Genomic DNA, 20,076 nt, shown 5'->3' with positions numbered 1-20,076 from the left:
CGACACCTTTCACCTCTATCTGTGTTTCCCGCCCGTTAGGGCGGGATTTATCAAGTTACATGTTTACCTCTGCTGCTGTATCATTTTCATCCTCACTGACAGTAAACCAGGGAGTAAACAAGGTTCGGTGAAACCAGCCTTTTGCGGTGATAACCTTGATTTCCCGGCCAACGGGATCATAAACGTGGGTATCTGCATAAGCCTCTTTTACTTGCCGGGCGCTGTCATCACTGACATAACGCCAATCATTGAGGAAATAGGGTTGATAGGTTCGTATCGGTTGTCCTTTATTGTCATACTCTGTACGTCCGGTTACCGCCCAGCGAGTTTTGGTATCCTCAGTTTTCGTGACCAGAGAACCGTCTTGGTTACGTTGCCAGGCTTCACCGGCTTCATGTCGCACAGCAGCTTGCAGCAGGCGGCCAAAGCCATCACTGAATACCACTTGTTGACGGATTTGTTGCTTGGAATCGCTGTTATAACGATCTGTGGTTAGAGTAAGGTTATGAGGGGGTAAACCGATGCTGTGGGTTAACAGATTGACCAATGGCGTGTCTTTTGTTTGACCTTTTACCCAACGGTGGCGGGCCAGTGCGCAGATACGCCAGTCTTCCGTGATAATCCGTGAATTGCGCAGTGTTTTCTGCTCTTCCTGCGTTAGCGTATTAAAGGTGTCTTCACTTAATACCGGCATCCAGCTTTCCGGTGCATATACTTGACATTGTGCCACGGGTAGTAGCCCAGTTAGATCAATGGCTGTTTGTATACTAGTTGGTGGGGAGAACGGCATTTGTTCCGGTGATAAGTAACCGGTCATCCTACCGTTTTCAGTTCCCCAAAAGCGTTGTGTTATTGGGCGACCCAGCGCATCCAGCGTGATAAGGTGCTCATTGTCATTGACATCAGTGAGCTGCACGGGGGTCAGAAAACGCCAGTCATATTTGGCTGAGGTTGTCAGGCCAGCCGCATCTTGCGTTTTTGTCACGACACAATAGTTTGTATCCCAGGTTAGTGTGATTTTTCCTGTGAGTTGTGTGTTGCTCTGTTTTTGCGGGCGCCAGAACTGTGCAGCGGTCCCGTAATCAGTATAGCCATGACGGGCTGTCCAGACTTTGCTTTCTCCGGTACGAGGGAACAGGTAATCTGATTGTTGATACCCGGCTTCCTTCAGAGTGGTGGGTAATTCCGTAGATGCGATACTTCCATCAAACGCTGACAATGTGGATTCATCGAATACCGTCGTTTCTGTAAAGGCGATTAACGCTTGTCGTGTCGGTGTATTACTTTGCCCGCCAGTATAAAACGTTCGCTGCTGGCCGAAGTATTTGCGCAGTTTATCATACGTAGTCAGGATATCTTTATCACGCAGGGTTTCCAGGTTTAAACTACAGTTAACTTCATTGTGGTTTATCTCATAAGTATCAGTGCGGGTGCTATCCGGTAGTCCCAACACCCGAACGGTATTGCTGGTCAGATGGTGCCAACTGAACTGTTGATAGGTCAGTCGTAATTTGTGTTGCTGGTCATCATAGCTGTTGCCAAACAACGTATCAGGCAATATATCCGGATACGGGCTGGTGGCGGGCTTATTGCGGCGTGGGTACTGTACCGAAACCTGTTTTAGTGGCTGGCCGAATAGGTCACTGGACAGCGTGATATTCTGGCTGCACTGTGGATCACTGGCAATACGTTCATAGTGATAGTTACGGCTCTCTGCTACCGATGGCCAAAGTACAGGATATTGGTTCTCTGTATTCTGTAATCGGCGTACCTGTGGACGGAATTCAGTGACAGTATAGGGAATCTCTTTTTGTACGCTGTTATCTAGCCCGTACAGTTCACTACGCAATGGCTGACCTTTCAGCGCCCGGTTGAACCAGTACCGATTGTTTTCATCTTCCTGCGTCAGCAGAATATCCTCGTTATTTGTCCAGACGGTAAAGCGCGGTGTAAAACCGGTAAAAGCCTGACTATCACCACGCCAATACTCTGCCGATAATGCATCATCTACTATGGGCAGTCCGGTGGCATACCAGTTTTTAGTCAGTGCTGGTGGTGTCCGTTCCGGCGCATTACCCTGAGCCAGTTGATGGCTGTCTGTCTGCTCAACATAACCAAACCCGCGAAACTCCCTCTCATGCCCGTCCCAGGCACCGTGAGCATAACGCAGGGTTGTCACTAATTTGTTACCGCTGATCTCATCCTCTGTTTCCGTTTGCCACAGGGTATGTACCGGGAAGGGCAGATAACAAACTGGTGTTTGTTCAGCGGCTCGTGCTGAGGCTTTTTCATCCAGCCAGAACTGGACAGAGCTGCGGTAACGCAGGGTATGACGGGTACCCATATTGTTATTCATTTCATTGAGCAGCCACGGTTTCACGCTGGTCAGATCGCAACGCCAGTGATGGGGCGTCATATGTGGCACGCTCAGTATTAGGCTAGCTACCCCCAATCCCTGCACATCGGCCACCTGTAACTGACAAGTATCATCAAAACGCAAATTATCCGGGAAAGTTAGTGTTACTGGTGCTGAAAAACCGTTACCACTGTTATTCAGAAAGATATCCAGGCGGTTTTTGTGAACATAAATCAGGTCAGTTGGACCGCTGCCATCCAGGTCAGCCAGATAAACCTGCGCTGGATTAAACTCAGTCGTTGGCTGGCTGAATCCCGGTAGAGTGATTGGCTGACCAAATCGTCCGTGCCCCAGATTCGGCCAGCAGGTGACTTTAGTCGCACTGATTTCAACCAGATGTGCTTGACCGGAACCCAGTACATCACTAAAAGCGACCAACTTACGGGCATCGGCGCCCGGTACTGGCAGTGTTACATCACCGGATTGCACCACATCCTGCCCTTTGGTGAAGCCGTCGCGGGTATTGGCATACAAACGAACACTTTTAGGGCCGATCAGTACCAAATCAGATAGTCCAGCGCCCATTAAATCTGCCAATTGTGCACGGGGATGGGTATATTCCACCGGCAAGGCGTTGAGTGGAGTAAAACGTGTCCAGCTGCCATCCGGACGTTGGCTGTGGTATCCCCGCAACCCAGATCCTGTGATAACCCAGTCAAGTTGTCCATCGCCGTTGATGTCTACCAGTGATGCGTTGTTTTGTAAGGAGGGGATAATAGATAAAGGTTCTATTTTCTCCCAAGTGACAGCGTTTGGGGTACTTCTTGTCTGACGCTGCGGGGAGCGATACCACCAGGCTCTTTTATCTTGATATAGCAGACCGGGTAACCCTTCGCCTTTCAGGTCAACCAGTTGCCAGCGTTGAACGGCATTGAAGTTTGCCAGTACATCCATCGGTTCCCAGCTAGTGTTCTGCTTCGGTGAAAAATCCTGATATGCCAGCTCCAGTGGTGGTAAGGTGATGGCAATACCGTCTTGTTCGTGTCCCACTCGACGAACGAATACCAGCGTGCTGGCGATTGCGCTTTCGTCATAGTTTAGCACCAAGCGTGAAACCAGCGCTGGTTCATCATGTCCTTTTATTTGACTGTCCAATGCTTGTAGGTGGTGATACATCAGTACCTGACGGCATAAACGGCGGGTACGGATCTCAAAACCATATTCATAACGGGAAAAACGGTCCTGACGACAAAGCCAGTTACCCGTTGTTGTAAATGCTGGTGGCGTTTTCAAATCGTTACGGCGTTCGCCATAATCAAATACCAGATAGAACAACCAGTTTTTTTGTGAGGGAACGCTGCTATCCAGACAGGGTAACGTTTCGCTGGCTGTCTGGTTGCCGTAATACACTATGTGTAGATAACGTTGCGCTGTGGCTTGTGGATGGGCGGTTATTTCATCTGCTTCGCAACTTGTGTCATCTTCGGCGCGATATTGATAATAAATTTGTTCACCATGCGGTGACACGGAAGCTTCCAATAACCATTGTGCTGTTTGTGAAGTTTTTGATGGATTGCTGATCCGCGCCTGAGGCGATTTACCCAGTAGATGTACTTGTCCATCTGGGCTATATATTAACCAAAAATCTGTTTCGTTTTTTGTCTTAGGTTGCCAATACTCCAATCGGCTGAAATGGCTTTCCAGACGGGAACGGTAGCCGGAAACAGTAAAAGTGGTATCCAAACCGGTATTTTTTAAGTAAGGATTTTTTAATATGGACTCATCGCGAGGTTGATCCGCGATGACCAGTACTTCCCCTTCTGGTCCTAGAAAGGTATCGGTTTTGTCATAGTGGGGAACACCAAAATGGGTACGGCGGCGGATAGTCATAACTCCACAATCCCAGCCCAGACCAAACGGGCTGTTACCAGCACCACTGTTGTAATTCAGAGTGAGTGAGGGGGCATAACCACGTCCGGCTGAAATAGGTAATGGCAGAGACAGCGCGGCCATACCATCCGGTCCGGTGGGTGTTAACGCTTCACCCATACCCGTGATAGCGCCTCCCCCTTTAGGCAATGATAGTTCCGTGATACTGAATTCTTGTGAATTTTGCATGAAAGACTCCTTGCAGGCCCCATTTAGGGGCCTGTTTTAGCACTTAAATTAAAATAGTTATTGGCGAATGGTGTAGCGAATATGCAGAATTATGTCGCTTAGACTCTCCAGCATGGCTTGTTGTTTGCCAGGTTTCTCGGATTCATCGGGTTTGTGAGTCGCATTCGGGAAGCTCAGCGTTAATGTGCCTTGATCAACGTCAATCCCTTCAAACGGCAGGAATTTGCCATCGTTGAAATCAAGCTGGAACTGACCGCTGTCATTCATGCCGTGGGAAACAGCCAATGCTTCACAGCCTTTGGCTAATCCTGTTTTATCGCCGTAGGACAATATCGCCTGCACATCTTGATATGGCCCTAACAGAGCCGGCAGGGTGACGCTGATCTGTTTAATACGTCGAACGTTGCCTACACCACTGTCCTCCGGGTAGTCTTTACGGATTTGCAAATCAGCCAACGAAATGGACGCTTGTAGTGAGGTTTGGGCATTTCCTGTACCAAACTTCAAGCTATTATTCCCGCTACTGGCACTGCCTGATCCATCCTTCACCAGTTTTGCAATTTTCTCAGTCAGGGAAAATTGACCTTTATCATCTTTATAGATTTCGGCCAGCGAAACGGTGCGTTCTACCTCCAATACGCGTTGATCCTGTCTCAAATGGGCATCTTCCATCTGTGCCAGATTTAGCATCAAGGCTTCACCCGCGAGTAGACCGGCATGGGTTCCCTGCCAGGCACCAGGCTTAATGAAGTTTGTAGTAGTTTCATTAGTCTCCCAGCGATAGGCCATTTCAGCCATCAGACAACGCGATACCGCCAAATCGTAGAACTGGAAGTAAATGGAGGCTAGTCGGCCACGTAACCAGTTGAACAGAGCCTGATTACTGAACTTACGTTGCAGGAAGGTCAGTTGTGCATGAGTCTGCTCTTGTTGGGTTTTCAGGCTGGTTTTCTGCAATACCGCGGCTTCTCGGCGTATTGTCAGTGAACTGAGTTGAGCATCAATTTGTTTCAGCTCGGCTTCGGCATTATTACGCTGGATTTCCCATTCCTGACGGCGGCGTCGCCATATTTCAGATTGCGAGACTTTATCGGCTTCAATCAATAAACCGTCTGCGGCAATGCCACCACCAATAGCAATCGCATTGGCGATAGCACCATAGTGTGATCCCCCGACAGCCAGGCCGTAGATATTCGGTACCATATCCAGCGCAGCGGCAGCCATGTGTAGGCCTTTCAATCCAGTTGTAATACTTTGGGAAGCCACTCTCATATCCAGCGCTTGATGTTCACCAGCGTTGATATTTTCATCATATAATTTGCTGTAGATGTTAAAGCGTGATTGTGCTCCCAGGCGTGTTTTTTCCAGCACAGTTTTTTCAGCATCCAACTCTTCAATGGTTTTGTCTTGTACGCTGAGATTGGTCAATATCAGTTCTGCCGCCTGATTCTGTAACAGCGTATTTAATGCTTCAGCATCCTGACGTTCGATAATATTTTGTAACGTGGAGCCGAATTGAATGAGCTGGTTTACCATGCCGCGTGCGTTTTCCAGCATATGTGGGAAACGCCACAGTGACATAAATGACGTTGGTAGACTGCTTCCACCCTGTGAGCTGGCAACCACAGCGCTGAGTAACGCTTTTGGGTCTGCCGGTGTGGCGTAAATAGGCAGGTGTAAGGGCTGCCCGTCGATAGAGAGATTATGACGCAGGTTGTATAGCCGTTGTTCCAGTGTCTGCCAATAGCTCAACATGTCTTCGTTGATTTGTGGCAGGAAAAGATCTGTCGGGTTGTTATGCAGCTCAAAATCATTTTTTTGCAGAGTGGCTATTGCGCGGGAGTGCTCCTTTTGTCTCTCAGGATTAGCGGCATCATTTAAACTTGTATCATCCCATGTTGAATTGAGTGACAGATGGGGTTTGTCGCCTAACAGATGCAGTGCCTGCATGTACCACATTTTGGCTTCATTGAGGGTGTCCCGCTCCAACTGACGATAAGCGTAATCTCCATGTGCTATAAGTAGATCAAGGGTGCGCATAAATGTAGCGACTTTGTAGTGCATTGGATCATGTTGAGCTATAGCGTCGGGATCGACTGTATCGAGTGGGTCGTCGTTCCAGCTGGTGTCTTCTTGCAGAGGGCGGACATTCCAGCGGTAATCCTGCATTTGACCATGCACAATATAACCGGATGGGTTCCAGACATATTTCAGCCAACGGTTAGCTTCATCGAAGTTTTGTTCATGCAGCAAACGTTGAGCGATCAGCATTGGAGTGTAGTAGAACAGTTCCCAGAAATAGAGGCTGTTAGCGCCGCTGAAGTCCATGGGTTCGCTGCTGACATCCTTCAGAATATTGACGTTCTCGAAGTGGGTCAAAATGGAGCTAGGATTTATTGTGACTATCCCTTCTTTATCTCTAATAAAGTGAGGTCCCCACCAAGTTCCATCTGATGGCGATTTTTTGAAGGTCATATAAACCTTGGCATGAAAACGGTTATCTAATGGAACATCATCAAGAGGAATAAATAACGTAGTGCTGACACTCGTCTCTCCTAATTGACTTGAGTAGATAATGTGTGAGTTATTATCAACAACATGTTTGATATAAAGCTTAAACCAACGTTCATCACCATGAGTTGATGAGTTATAGGGTGGAATCACAAACGTAGCATAGAAACCCTTACCTAACTGTGGCTCCTGAATATTTTGAGTTTCCATATTCAAAATGGTATCGATACCTGCAGTAGCACGACTAATCAATTTACGGGCAAACAGGGTATTAAGGCGAGTACGATAAACTCCCCACTGCATATATTGTGCCCCGTTTGCATCATGGTGAAGGGTCAGGACATCATCAGCATTCGCTTTTTTGATAACACGAATGTTGAAATGTTCTTCACCTAGATTACGTTTTTCCTGACCATTTTTAAATGCATCAGCAGATGCTGTAAAGCTGATATCAATACTTGCTTCATTATTTTTAAATACCAGTGTGGAGACATCTATTTCTTCGAGGCCATTAAATTGATAACACATTTCTTCGAAGCTGAGTGGTGGTTTAACTGAAACGTTGTCATGCGCTGTATATGTCTTACTTTCTAACTTATCCTTCTCATTCACTTTTTTCACTGTTATTGTAACGTTTAAAGGCTGAATGTTTGTATTAATAAACATTGGTCCTGAAACATCGGTATCAATACCGCCGTGGTCATCCATATAGAAATATTTTTCGAATGGATTGTTATCACTATGTTTATTCTCAATATAACCATAATTACCACTAATACTACCACCGGTGGATGTGGACATTTCTTGTGAGGCAGAGGGAAGGTTAGGGAACCAAGCTCTTGCAAAATTAGTCGTACTATCTCGATAAAACAGGAGTCTTCCTTGACTAAGATTGCTGACATTTCCCTTATATTGATAAACAGGATAGATGAATTTTTTATTTGATAAATTATTTGGATTAATACCTAGCGTGGTATAAATAATAAATTCATCACCTGGCTTACCGTATTTCTTCATTAGATTGCATTGATTACGTTGGCGACCCTCATATCCATTGTGAATGATCCTTAACTTTGGGGAGATTTGGATTTTTAAATCACTTTCTTTGGAACGGGTAACTGAAATATTCCCACCATACACCATACTCAAGTAGCCCTCTCCCCAATCATAACCATTATTACTGTTTACTGATGAAGGGATTTCGTAGCTTTCTGCATAGCGGTTATTTACTCTTATAACACTTTTGGTTGCAGTACCGGTATCAAGCTGTTTATAGATATTAGTTTTATAATTATCAGGCTCCATCTTTTCTTGTGACATATTAGAGGAGATATATAACCCTTGCATAGTAGCCCGTGTATAATCTGCCTGTTCGGACTGTTTTTGATAAAACATAACCAGCAATTTATCTTTGCCTTGAAAGCTTGAGCAGTAAAGTCCAGGTGCTTTATTTTGCAATCCTAAAGTAGATATTTTGTCATTCACATCAAAGGTGATTGGCGTGTTCCAGGTGCCGTCATAGCGAATATGCGCCAGTTTCAGTTCATAACGGAAACTCTCGGTCGTTTTACCACTTTCATGTGTAGCAATCCTTTTTTCTTCCAGCCAGATTATATACAAACGGGATTGGTAGATTACCGGGCGGATAGTGTCTTGGTATGGGTTAATCGGGCAGTCAATTTTGTGCCACTCACTCCAGGCATTAGCGGGGAATTTACCGTTGCTGAATTTACTGTGATCCACACTGCGCCAATAATATTGATTAACGTCTGTTTTACTGTGTCCGATAAAATAGGTTAATCCTTGATCATTATTAATGTTGTCATGATAGGCGCTGATAACTTCCAGATTAGCGACCTGTTCGAATGACGTTAGATAAGATTTAAAGGCGTCTTCTACTGTATCGGTATTCAATTGGCTCTGGCTGATGGATTGCAGCAGTGCATCCATCATTTTTGTCTGTCCGATACGTAGTGTCGGATCGATGTAATTTTCAGGATAGTAATCAAGCTTAGATATTCCAGCCCAGGTGCTGTAGCGTTTGTTGTATTTATCCCAGTTGGTGAAGAATGAGCGGCTAGTGACACTTGTGACAGTATCTCCCTCCATATTTTTTAATGCTCGGTTCACATACAGTTGAATACTGGCGATGGCTTCGGCAATCTCTGTGGTTTTGATAGCGGCGGAAACTTGGTTATCAATCAATAAGTACTGATATAGATCATCACGGTTTTTAATTACAGCCTCTTTTCTATTTTGTAGATCTTTTTGGTTATGAGCATAAATATAATATGCACTTAATGCGGTACTGCGAGACTCATCCAGAAACGCATGCAGAGTATTGGATTTTTGAGTATCCAATCCGGCGATTAATGCTGCTGCTGTATTTTCCCACTTGCTATAAACGGTAGGAGAGCCTTTAGTGAGTAATTCATTCAGATATAAAGCGTTTTGTAGAGAGATATTCAATTGACGCGCTATGCTAACCCATTGCAGGCGAGTGTCGATAGAGATCCAATCGACGAAGGTATTGTTTATCTTTGCTCCGGTCCCAGCCCCGATATCGTTGCCTTGTTCAGTAGGTTTGTCTTGCGACAGCAGATTTTCATCAAGATTCATGGCGTTAGCCAGTTGTTTCGCCGTTAATGTTCCATTTTTAAATTCAGTCAGTACAGAAGAGGCGTTTTCACCTAGTGAGTTAACCCAGTCAGTAAAACGCGTTAGTGTTGTCAGTGTTAATACATCATGTTTTGGTGTTGCTGGTGTCGCCTCGGTTTTAATAACAAAGTATTGAGGGTTTTCTACAAACAGACTTAAGGTATTTTCGTTAAGGCCGGTGGAACGGTAAATCAACGCTAGTTGTGCCAGACATTGGCAGTACTGGACAGCCTGTTGAATTAGTGTATTTTTTTCAGTTGCTTCAGTTGTTTTCGATTGAGTTTCAATGGGGTTTTTCCGCAACCAGTTCCAGAATGAATCTGCCGTCATCCTGTTTTCTTTGCCAGAGTTTAGTTTATCTGCCCAAGCCAGCACGGAGAGAGCAATATTCTCAGATGGCAATTGCAGAGCGGCGGCTATATAAGGAGATAATGCTTTCTTCAGATTCTCCTCGGCCTCTTTCAGATTCTCTTTGGCTTTCTTTAAATTTTCTTCCGATTTTGGCAGGTTTTCTTCCGCTTTTTTTAGCTCCTCTTTGGCTTTTAGTATTTTCTTGTCAAAATCTTGCAGACCGTTATATACAGTATCCAGTAAGTTCCGGATTTCCGGTGTCAGGGTTTTATCATAGTCAGTGGTGGTCATCACAAATAACTGATAGATACTCCACTTCTGTGTACGTAGCCAGCCAGTGACGGCATAGAGTTTGTCAATTAGAGCAGCTAGATTGTCATGAGTAATCTCAGATAAATTGGTTGTTCCTTCACCTATGGTTTCCAACAGTAAATTCAATTCATCAATGGTTAACTGATGGATGTCTGCCAGTAATTTGGTTAGATTGGGATGAGAAGAGTTTTCTGAAATAGGTGCTTTGCACAGTATTAGTGTAGTTTCAGCATCAATACCGTAACGTTGCATATAGTATTTAACACGAAAGGCTTCTTTTAATACATCTTCATCTATATCTGGTTCGTCACTAAGGTCAAGGTCTTTAAAGCTTTCAAGGTAATCAGGGTCGTCCTTAAAAGGGTTGTCAGAGTCATCTTCTGGAGGTGTTTTTTTAAGGATATCGATGGCAATGTGGTTAAGGATTGTGGGCGATAGTTCGGTTGCTCGAGACAGATTAATAGCTTTATTGAATTTCAACAGATAGTATTGGGTAATCTCGTCTCCCATATTCCACAGGCTATCTATTTGTTTAATCTTTTTACTAAACTGGTTAAGTTCTTTATCTGTCAGATTATAATAACTTTTCAGGTATTCTGCCCTTACCATCCGAAGAGATTTAATTTCACCAAAGTTTTTCTTATAAAGTTCTTTTAGTTTCTCAGTGTTATCAGCATTGGTTGCTGGTTTTATCTTTTCCGTCAGAATAGTAAACAGCTCTGGTGAGACAGAGGCATTAATCCCCAGCAAGGAGGTTTGATTCATCAGTTTGGTGATTGGCGTATCTGTTAATGTACTGGATTGTTCAAACACTGGAGCTTGTAATTGAATAATCTTACGTATGCTTTCATAAGCTTCGTGATACGGCAGAGAGCCAGAAGTGCGGAAAGTAGATAATTTTTCCATCACTTTAGCGTGGTTGTCTAAATCAGACTGAGTTTTAATACCTTCCAGCAACATGTCATTAGACAGAGAAAGTGTGGAAATCTCTGTATTCATATTTTTCTGGCTGAGCATTAATGATTTTAGATCTGGGCGGCGAGTATTCAGATGATAAATAGAATTTTCGGCATGTAAATCCCGTGCCTGACGATAAAGTTCAGTTAGGTAAGCTGCGGGAGAAAACATAGAAGAAATTGCGTCAGGGGCTGCATACTGATTAGCGCGATTGCCAAATTTGCTATTATAACCTTGCTGGTTAGTATGAGGTTTGGTTAGGGCAAGATGTACCGCACTTTGTAACTGAGGATTGGCGCGTTTCAGAATGCGAGTTTCATGCAGGCGATTATCCTTTTGCACCTGTTGTGCTTCAAGATATAAGCTCTGAGTCTGTGACCACGAGAGTTTGTCCTTCACTTTTTTGCGAAGTTCATCAAAAGAGAGGTAGCAAATATCGGTTAGAGAAGTAAAATCCTCTCCTAATGCTTGTTGATATTCTGTCTTGAGTGTGTTCATGCTTATTTCCTTTTAAATGTTGAGTCTATAAAACATTGATGCTGACCTACATATTCGTGGATATAAATAAGGTTATTTATATCCATCAAAGTAAAGGCAACACATGTAACGTTTGATAGCGGTCTGAAATTAGGTTGAAAAGAACAGTCAAATAAAAATTACCGTTCAACCATCAACTATTTCGAGATGTTATTATTTGTTTAAATGACTATTGAGATGCAATAACAAAATTTATAATTGCATGTAAAGTAATATATATATTTAACAATAACGATAAGAAATAATTACTTTTGTTACATATGGAATACTATGAAAAAGAAGAGGGTTGATATTTTATAGTAGGCAATGGGACTCAATAGAAAAGAAGGTATCTCTGTTATAACGAGTACTAAACAGATAAGAAAGTAGACAGTGGGTGTGGTGTATATTCGTGAAAGATTCAGGCCCCGTTTAGGAGCCTGTCTTTAACATTTGATTGGAATGTTTATTAGCGAATGGTGTAGCGAATATGCAGAATGATATCGCTCAGTGTCTGCAATATGGTTTTTTGTTTGTCAGTCGCATTTGGGAAAATTAGCGTCAATGTACCCGTATCATTAATCGCAATCCCTTCAAACGGTAGGAATTTACCATTGTTGAAATCCAGTTGGAATTGGCCGCTGTCATTCATTCCATGGGAAACTGCCAGTGATTTGCAGCTTTCGGCCAGCCCGGTTTCACTTCCTCCGTAGGACAGAATGGCTTGTACATCTTGGTATGGTCCTAATAGGGCTGGCAAGGTGACATTGATCTGCTTGATGCGTCGGGTTTCACCAACAGATGCTGGGTAATCTTCCAGAATGTTCAAACTGGCAAGATTGACTGTGGCTATCAATTTATTGTCATTGAGACGGATGCCATTATCGTCATTGCCCAAGTTATCTTTCCTTTTTTCGAGTAAGTCGGTGATTTCGGCTGTCAAATCAATTCTGTCTTTATTAGGTTCCGTATAAACGTCTGCTAATGAAACAGTACGTTCCACTTCCAGAGCGCGTTTATCCCACCTCAGATAAGCATCTTCCATCTGTGCCAGATTCAACATTAAGGTTTCACCCGCGAGCAGACCGGCATGAGTTCCTTGCCAGGCACCAGGCTTAATAAAGTGGGTAGATTTATTGTTAGTTTCCCAACGATAGGCCATTTCAGCCATCAGACAACGCGATATCGCCAAATCGTAGAACTGGAAGTAAATGGCGGCCAGTCGACCACGCAGCCAGTTGTACAGCGCCTGATTGCTGAACTTACATTGCAGGAAGGTCAGTTGTGCATGGGTTTGTTCCTGCTGGGTTTTCAGGCTAGTTTTCTGCAATACTGCAGCTTCACGGCGTACTGCCAGTGAACCAAGTTGAGCGTAGATTTGGTTTAGCTCGGCTTGTGCATTATTACGCTGAATTTCCCATTCCTGACGGCGACGACGCCATATTTCAGATTGCGAGACTTTATCGGCTTCAATCAATAAACCGTCCGCGGCAATACTACCACCGATAGCAATTGCATTGGCGATAGCACCATAGTGCGATCCCCCGACAGCCAGGCCGTAGATATTCGGTACCATATCCAGTGCAGCAGCAGCCATATGCAGGCTTTTCAATCCGCTTGTAATACTATGGGAAGCTACTCTCATATCCAGCGCTTGGCGTTCACCCGCATTGACATTTTCATCGTATAGCTTGCTGTAGCTGTCAAAGCGTGATTGAGCCCCGATTTTAGATTTTTCCAGCACGATTTTTTCAGCGTCCAGCTCTTCGATGGTTTTGTTCTGTATGCTCATATTGGTCAATATCAGCTCTTTTGCTTGATTTTGTAGCAGGACATTTAAGGCTTCAGCATCTTGACGTTCGATAATATTTTGTAACGTAGAGCCGAATTGAATGAGCTGATTCACCATACCGCGTGCGTTTTCCAGCCTGTGTGGGAAACGCCACAGTGACATAAATGGCTGAGAGAGAGTTGCTCCACCTTGGGAGTTGGCGACAGCGGCGCTGAGTAATGCTTTTGGATCTGCCGGTGTAGCGTAAATAGGCAGATGTAGCGGTTGTCCGTCAATAGAGAGATTATGACGCAGGTTGTACAGCCGTTGTTCCAGTTTCTGCCAGTAGTTTTGCATCACTTCATTGACCTGTGGCAAGAAAAGATCTGTCGGGTTGCTGTGCCGACTAACATCACCTTGTCGTAGGGAGGTTATTGCTTGGGCGTGTTCCTCTTGTTTTTCTGTTCTGGCCGCGTCACCTAAACTCGGTTTGCTCCACTCTGAACTGAACGATAGATGAGGTTTATCACCCAACAGATGCAGTGCTTGCATATACCACATCTTAGCTTCGTTAAGCGTATCTCGTTCTAACTGACGATATGCATAATCTCCACGGTCCAGCAACAGATCAAGGGTGCGCATAAAAGTAGCGACTTTGTAATGCATTGGATCATATTGTGCTACAGCATCAGGATCGACTGAATTTAATGGATCATCGTTCCAACTAGTATCTTCCAGCAACGGGCGAACGTTCCAGTTGTAATGCTGAATTTGACCGTGCTTAATATAACCAGACGGATTCCAGATATATTTCAGCCAACGGTTAGCTTCATCGAAGTTTTGTTCGTGCAGTAAACGCTGAGCAATCAACATTGGGACATAATAGAACAGTTCCCAGAAATAGAGACTATTTGCGCCGCTAAAATCCATGGGTTCGCTGTTAGAATCCTTCAATACATTGACGTTCTGGAAATGTTCTAGATTAGAGTCCAATTTTATTGATATCTTATTCTGATGATCTTTAATAAATAAAGGACCTGGCCGGTAATTATGTGAGTCTTGTTGAACTTTTTTGAAGATAATATTAACTCTGGCGTGATAATCAGGGTTCGGAGGAGCATAAGGAAAGGTAATCATAGGGATAAATAGTGTGATGCTTACACTTGTATCTTCTAACTGGCCTGAATAGATAGTATATGGGTTACCAGCAGGATATCGGACCTGAAGCTTAAACCAACGCTCACCATGAGTTGATGGATTATAGGGGGGCATAATAAACGTAGCATAGAATCCCTGACCTAATTGCGGTTCTTGAATATTTTGGGTTTCTATACTCAAAATGGTATCGAGCCCTGTGTTGGCGCGGCTAATTAATTTACGGGCAAACAGTGTGTTAAGGCGAATACGATAGGTTCCCCACTGCATATATTGTGCCCCGTTTGTATCATGGTGAAGAGCCAGGATATTATCATCATCCGTTTCTGCTGATGAAGAGACTTCATACCGGTTATTCATCCTTATGGCACTGTTGGCCTTAGTATAAGTATCAAATTGTTTATGAATGTGAGTTAAGTAATCTTCAAGATTCATATCTTCAGATAACATGTTTGAGGAGATATGCAGCCCGATTATTGGTGCGTCTGTTGTGTATTTATCCCGATCATCCTGTTTTTGATAAAACATTACTAGCAATTTATTGTGTTGATGATTTGTACAATAAAACCCTAGTTGCTGTTCCAGTAAATTTTGTTGCTTCTGTATCTCCTGTTGATTTAGTTCCATTTGTTTTTCCAGTATGTTTATCTCCGTCGTTTGTTTTTCCTGTTGAAGTAATTGTTTTTCCCATTGAGCCAATTGTTCTTTGCGTTGTTTTAGTAGCGCTTCTAATGATTCGGATGACTCTTGGGGGCGGAGCAATACTGGCGGACTTATTGGATTGAGTGGCTTGAGTGATTTTAGTTGTTCCTCGAATTTTTTCTGTTCCTCCAGTTTCTCCTCTAATTGTTTTTGGTATTTTTTCAATTGCTCCAACAACGCCAATGCGTTCGATTGTTCTAATGGTGTCAATATCTTAAAAACAGTCAATATCTTGTCACTTACATCAAAGGTTATTGGTGTATTCCAGGTACCGTCATAACGGATATGAGCCAATTTCAGTTCAAGATGATAATCTTCTTCGACGGTTTGATTATTATTTTCTATTTGCTTAACAGCCTTTCTCTGCTCCAGCCAAATTAAATACAGGCGGGATTGGAAGATTACTGGGCGAATAGTGTTCTTATAGGGATTTATTGGACAGTCAATTTTGTACCACTCACTCCAGGCATTGGCAGGGAACTTACCGTCGCTGAATTTATTGTGATCCACGTTACGCCAGTAATATTGATTAACCTCTGTTTTACTGTGTCCGATAAAATAGGTCAATCCTTGATCACTGTTGGCATTGTCATGATAGGCGCTAACGACTTCCAGATTAGCCACCTGTTCGAACGATGTCAGATAAGACATAAAAGCGTCTTCTACCGTATCGGTATTCAATTGACTCTGGCTGATGGATTGCAGCAGCGTATCCATCATTTTTGTCTGTCCGATACGCATAGTCGGATCGATGTAATTTTCGGGGTAGTAAACGAGTTTAGAGACGCTAGCCCAGGTGCTGTAGCGTTTGTTGTATTTATCCCAGTTGATGAAGAACGGGTGGCAGATGACACTTGTGACTGCATCACCCTCCATCTTTTTCAATGCCCGGTTGACATATAGCTGGATGCTGGCGATAGCTTCAGCTATCGGCGTGGTTTTGATGGCAGAAGAAACTTGATTATCAATCAATAAGTATTGGTACAGGTCATCACGGTTTTTAATCGCTGAGTTTTGACTAGCGACTTTACCGATATAGTATTCACTCAATGCGGCACTGCGAGACTCATCCAGAAAAGCGTGCAGGGTGTTGGTCTGCTGGGTGTCCAGTCCGGCGGTTAATATTGCAGCGACGTTTTCCCATTGGGTATAGTCAGGGGGAGATTCTGCGGTCATTACTTGCGCCAGTGTGGAAACGCCTTGTGGAGAAATGTTCAATTGATGCGCGGTATGCACCCATTGCAGGATGGTGTCGAGAGATATCCAGTTGGAGAAGTTCACTTGTGCTTGAGCACTGGCTTGCCCCAGTAGATTTTTATCAAGATTCATGGCATCAGCCAACTGTTTTGCCTCTAATGTTTCCTTTTCAAATTCGGTCAGTACAGAAGAGGTTTTTTCACCCAGAGAGTTAACCCAGTCAGTAAAACGAGTCAGCTTTATCAGTGATAATGCATTGTGTGTTGATGCTGTTACTTCGGTAAGGCCAAAGAGCCGTGGTTTTGTGACAAACAGACGTAAAGTGTTTTCGCTAAGGCCGGTGGAACGGTAAATCAGCGCTAATTGTGCCAGGCATTGGCAGTATTGAACAGCCTGCTCTTGTGTTACAGCGGATTTTGGTTGTTTTGGATCGCGTAGAGCCTGCAACCATCCCAAGAATTTTCCTGCCGTTACTTTTCCTGCACTAGGTTTTAGCTGATCTGCCCAGGTGAGCACATAGTGAGCAACATTTTCTGACGGCAATTGCAGAGCGGCTGTGATATAAGGAGACATTTTCAACAGCAGATTTGCCTGATTTTCACTGTTAAAGCCCTGTAAGCCATTGTAGACAGTATCTAGCAGGTTCTGGATTTCTGGAGTCAGGGTTTTGTTATAGTCAGTGGTGGTCATCACAAGCAACTGGTACATACCCCACTTCCGTGCGCGTAACCAGCGGGTAACAGCATAAAGTTTGTCAATCAGAGCAGCCAGATTTTCATCATTGATCCCAGATAAATGGGTTGTTCCTTCGTCTATGGCAACTAGCAGTAAATCCAGTTCATCAATTGTCAATTGATGGATGTCTGCCAACAATTTGGCCAGATAGAGATAAGAAAGATTCTCTACGCTATGGATTATCTTTCCATTAGTGTTGGTACGATTGGTAATCTTGAACAGGCGTTTTAATGAGTCATCATCAACATTAAAAGCACGTTTAAGCACTGCTTTACGCCAATCATTGGTGCTACCCAGATTTAAATCAATCTCTTCCTCATCCGACGTGGAAAAATTCTGACCATCCAATGGTGGGGTATTAAACAAGCGATTAAACAATTGGCTGGGGGAACCACTATAGATGTTTCCTGAAATGGGTACATTGCACAGTATCAGTGCGGTTTCAGCATCAATACCGTAACGCTGCATATAGCATTTAACACGAGAGATTTTCTTTAATATCTCTGCGTCAATATCCGGTCCATTATTAAGTTCATTGTATACGGTGATTACAGCTTCCAGGATTACCTCTGGATATATAGATACCTCCTGATAGGTGCTACTAGAGATAATACTTTTAAGGATTGTTGGTGTCAGCCCTGTTGCCTGGGACAGGCGAATAATCTTATTGAGCATCAGCAGATAATATTGAGCTGGTTGTTGATTGGGGTATTCGGAATTCATTTCCTCATGTATTAGTCTAATCTTTTGCTGGTCAATAAACTGATTAAGTTCTTCATCCGTCAGATTATAATAACTTTTCAGCTTTTCCGGTGTTGCCATCAGAGCAGGTTCAATATCACCAAAATTCTTCCCATAGAGCCTCTTAATTTCCTCTTCGTCATCGGTAATCTTCTCCACCAAAATATTAAACAACTCAGGCGAGATAAACGCATTAATTCCTAATAGGGAGGTTTGATACATTAGATCAGCGATTTTCGGTGACTCATTGAATTGTTCAAATACTGGAGCTTGCAACTGGATAACTTTACGCACATTTTCATAAGCATCGTGATATGGCATTGGGCCAGAAGGGCGGAAGGTTGATAGCGTTTTCATCACGTTAGTATGTCCTTCCAACCCGGTCAGTGTCTTAATGCCTTCCAGCAACACCTTATTAGATAGAGAAAGTGTAGAAACTTCATCGTCCATATTTTGCTGGCTGAGTGTCAGTAATTTTAAATCAGGGCGGCGTTTATCCAGATGATAAATGGAACCTTCCTCATGTAAACCGCGTGCCTGACGATAAAGCTCAGTCAGATAAGCGGCGGGAGAGAACATGGAAGCAACTGTGCCTGGGGCGACATACTGACTGGCGCGATTGCCAAATTTACTGTTATAACCTTGCTGATCAGCATGAGGCTCTGTAATGGCAAGATGTACCGCATTTTGTAATTGAGGATTGGCACGTTTGAGAATACTCGCTTCATGCAGTCGGTTAGCTTTTTGTTCCTGTTGTGTTATTTCAGGGCGTTCTGGCGTGAGTGTGCTCATGTTTATTCCTTTTAGATGTTAAAAATAAAACATTTATGCTGTCCTGCGTATCATGGATACAATAAAAAAGTTATTGATATTCATTAGAATAAGGCAGCAAATATGACGTCTGATAACGGGCTGAAATAGGCTGAAAATAACGGGTAGGTAAAACGGTATCATTAGGCCATTAACTATTTCATAGCGTTATTATCTATTGTTTCTCTAAATGACTGTGGCAATGCAATAACAAAATTTATAATCACACCAATAATAATTATCATTAATTAATGATAAGATCATGAAATAGTTGCTATTGTTTTTAATGGTGTTTTATGAAAAATAAAATGATTAATATTTTGTGATGAGCGAAGAGAACGATTAGAAAAAACATTATTTCGATTGTTTTCTGTCCCCATTTTTAGGGCCAGTTTTAGGCAATTGTCAGATGGCATTCAGTGAACATTTTTTCTTTTGGTGTATCATTATAGTAATTATCGCGACTATATATCATTCTGTATGAAATAATGATTTTCAATGAATTATACCCTATAGATTTCAAGATGCATCGCGACGACAAGGGAGCGAATCCCCGGGAGCATAGCGAACTATGTGACCGGGGTGAGCGAGTGCAGCCAACAAAGAGGCAACTTGAAAGATAACGGGTATAGTTATTATTTTTTTAAAACTATTCTTATAATGGTAATATATCCAAGAAACCTCCTGTAAAAGAATGAATATTGTGACTGAACTCAATATATAGATAATGCCCATATACACATGGTTGTATTTGTGTCATTTTGATATTGAATTTTTTTCACAATGGGGGCTGAAGGAGCGTGATCAATTTAAAGAAAAAATAATATTGCTAAATATGATGTACCCAGAAAATACACGCTCAATTCAAGAGAAAGTCCAATTCATACTGGATCGTCAATTTGAAACATTTGAGCCAATATGTTTACTGCCTGTAATGCCTAAATCGGATTTTTCAGTGGTATCCAGGGTTCTGGAGTACGAAAAGATAATTCGTCGCTCTGAATTATCTTTGAGCGATATAAATCAGCTTCCACTAGACGAGTACTGGATAGAAATTCTCCGTCTCTTCAAAGTGAACATTTATTTCCTAAGCGGGGAGAGCGTGCCTGATATGCTGATTGAAAGCGTCCATCCATTTCACAGATCTTTTTTATTGAACGGGATGAAATAGGAAAATCTAGTCCTT

General features: G+C 43.2%; 3 protein-coding genes. All 3 read right to left on the bottom strand.

The window, feature by feature from the left end; translation table 11 throughout:
- Positions 1-55: 55 nt before the first annotated feature.
- On the bottom strand, positions 56-4,474 hold the full coding sequence (locus tag C5470_RS05115) for a SpvB/TcaC N-terminal domain-containing protein (RefSeq protein WP_166286516.1): 4,419 nt from the start codon (positions 4,472-4,474) through the stop codon (positions 56-58).
- A 57-nt stretch (positions 4,475-4,531) separates the two neighbouring features.
- On the bottom strand, positions 4,532-11,761 hold the full coding sequence (locus tag C5470_RS05110) for a Tc toxin subunit A-related protein (protein WP_166286514.1): 7,230 nt from the start codon (positions 11,759-11,761) through the stop codon (positions 4,532-4,534).
- A 487-nt stretch (positions 11,762-12,248) separates the two neighbouring features.
- Positions 12,249-18,872: a Tc toxin subunit A-related protein gene (locus C5470_RS05105; protein ID WP_166286512.1), complete on the bottom strand. Its 6,624-nt coding sequence runs from the start codon at positions 18,870-18,872 to the stop codon at positions 12,249-12,251.
- Positions 18,873-20,076: the final 1,204 nt, after the last annotated feature.

Source organism: Photorhabdus stackebrandtii, assembly GCF_011189495.1.
Taxonomy (GTDB): Bacteria; Pseudomonadota; Gammaproteobacteria; order Enterobacterales; family Enterobacteriaceae; genus Photorhabdus; species Photorhabdus khanii.
This window is presented reverse-complemented; position numbering and strand designations above follow the sequence as displayed.

Bases quoted from the DNA above. Each gene is read 5' to 3' on its own strand.
- C5470_RS05115 (WP_166286516.1), bottom strand. From the start codon at position 4,474: ATGCAAAATTCACAAGAATTCAGTATCACGGAACTATCATTGCCTAAA.
- C5470_RS05110 (WP_166286514.1), bottom strand. From the start codon at position 11,761: ATGAACACACTCAAGACAGAATATCAACAAGCATTAGGAGAGGATTTT.
- C5470_RS05105 (WP_166286512.1), bottom strand. From the start codon at position 18,872: ATGAGCACACTCACGCCAGAACGCCCTGAAATAACACAACAGGAACAA.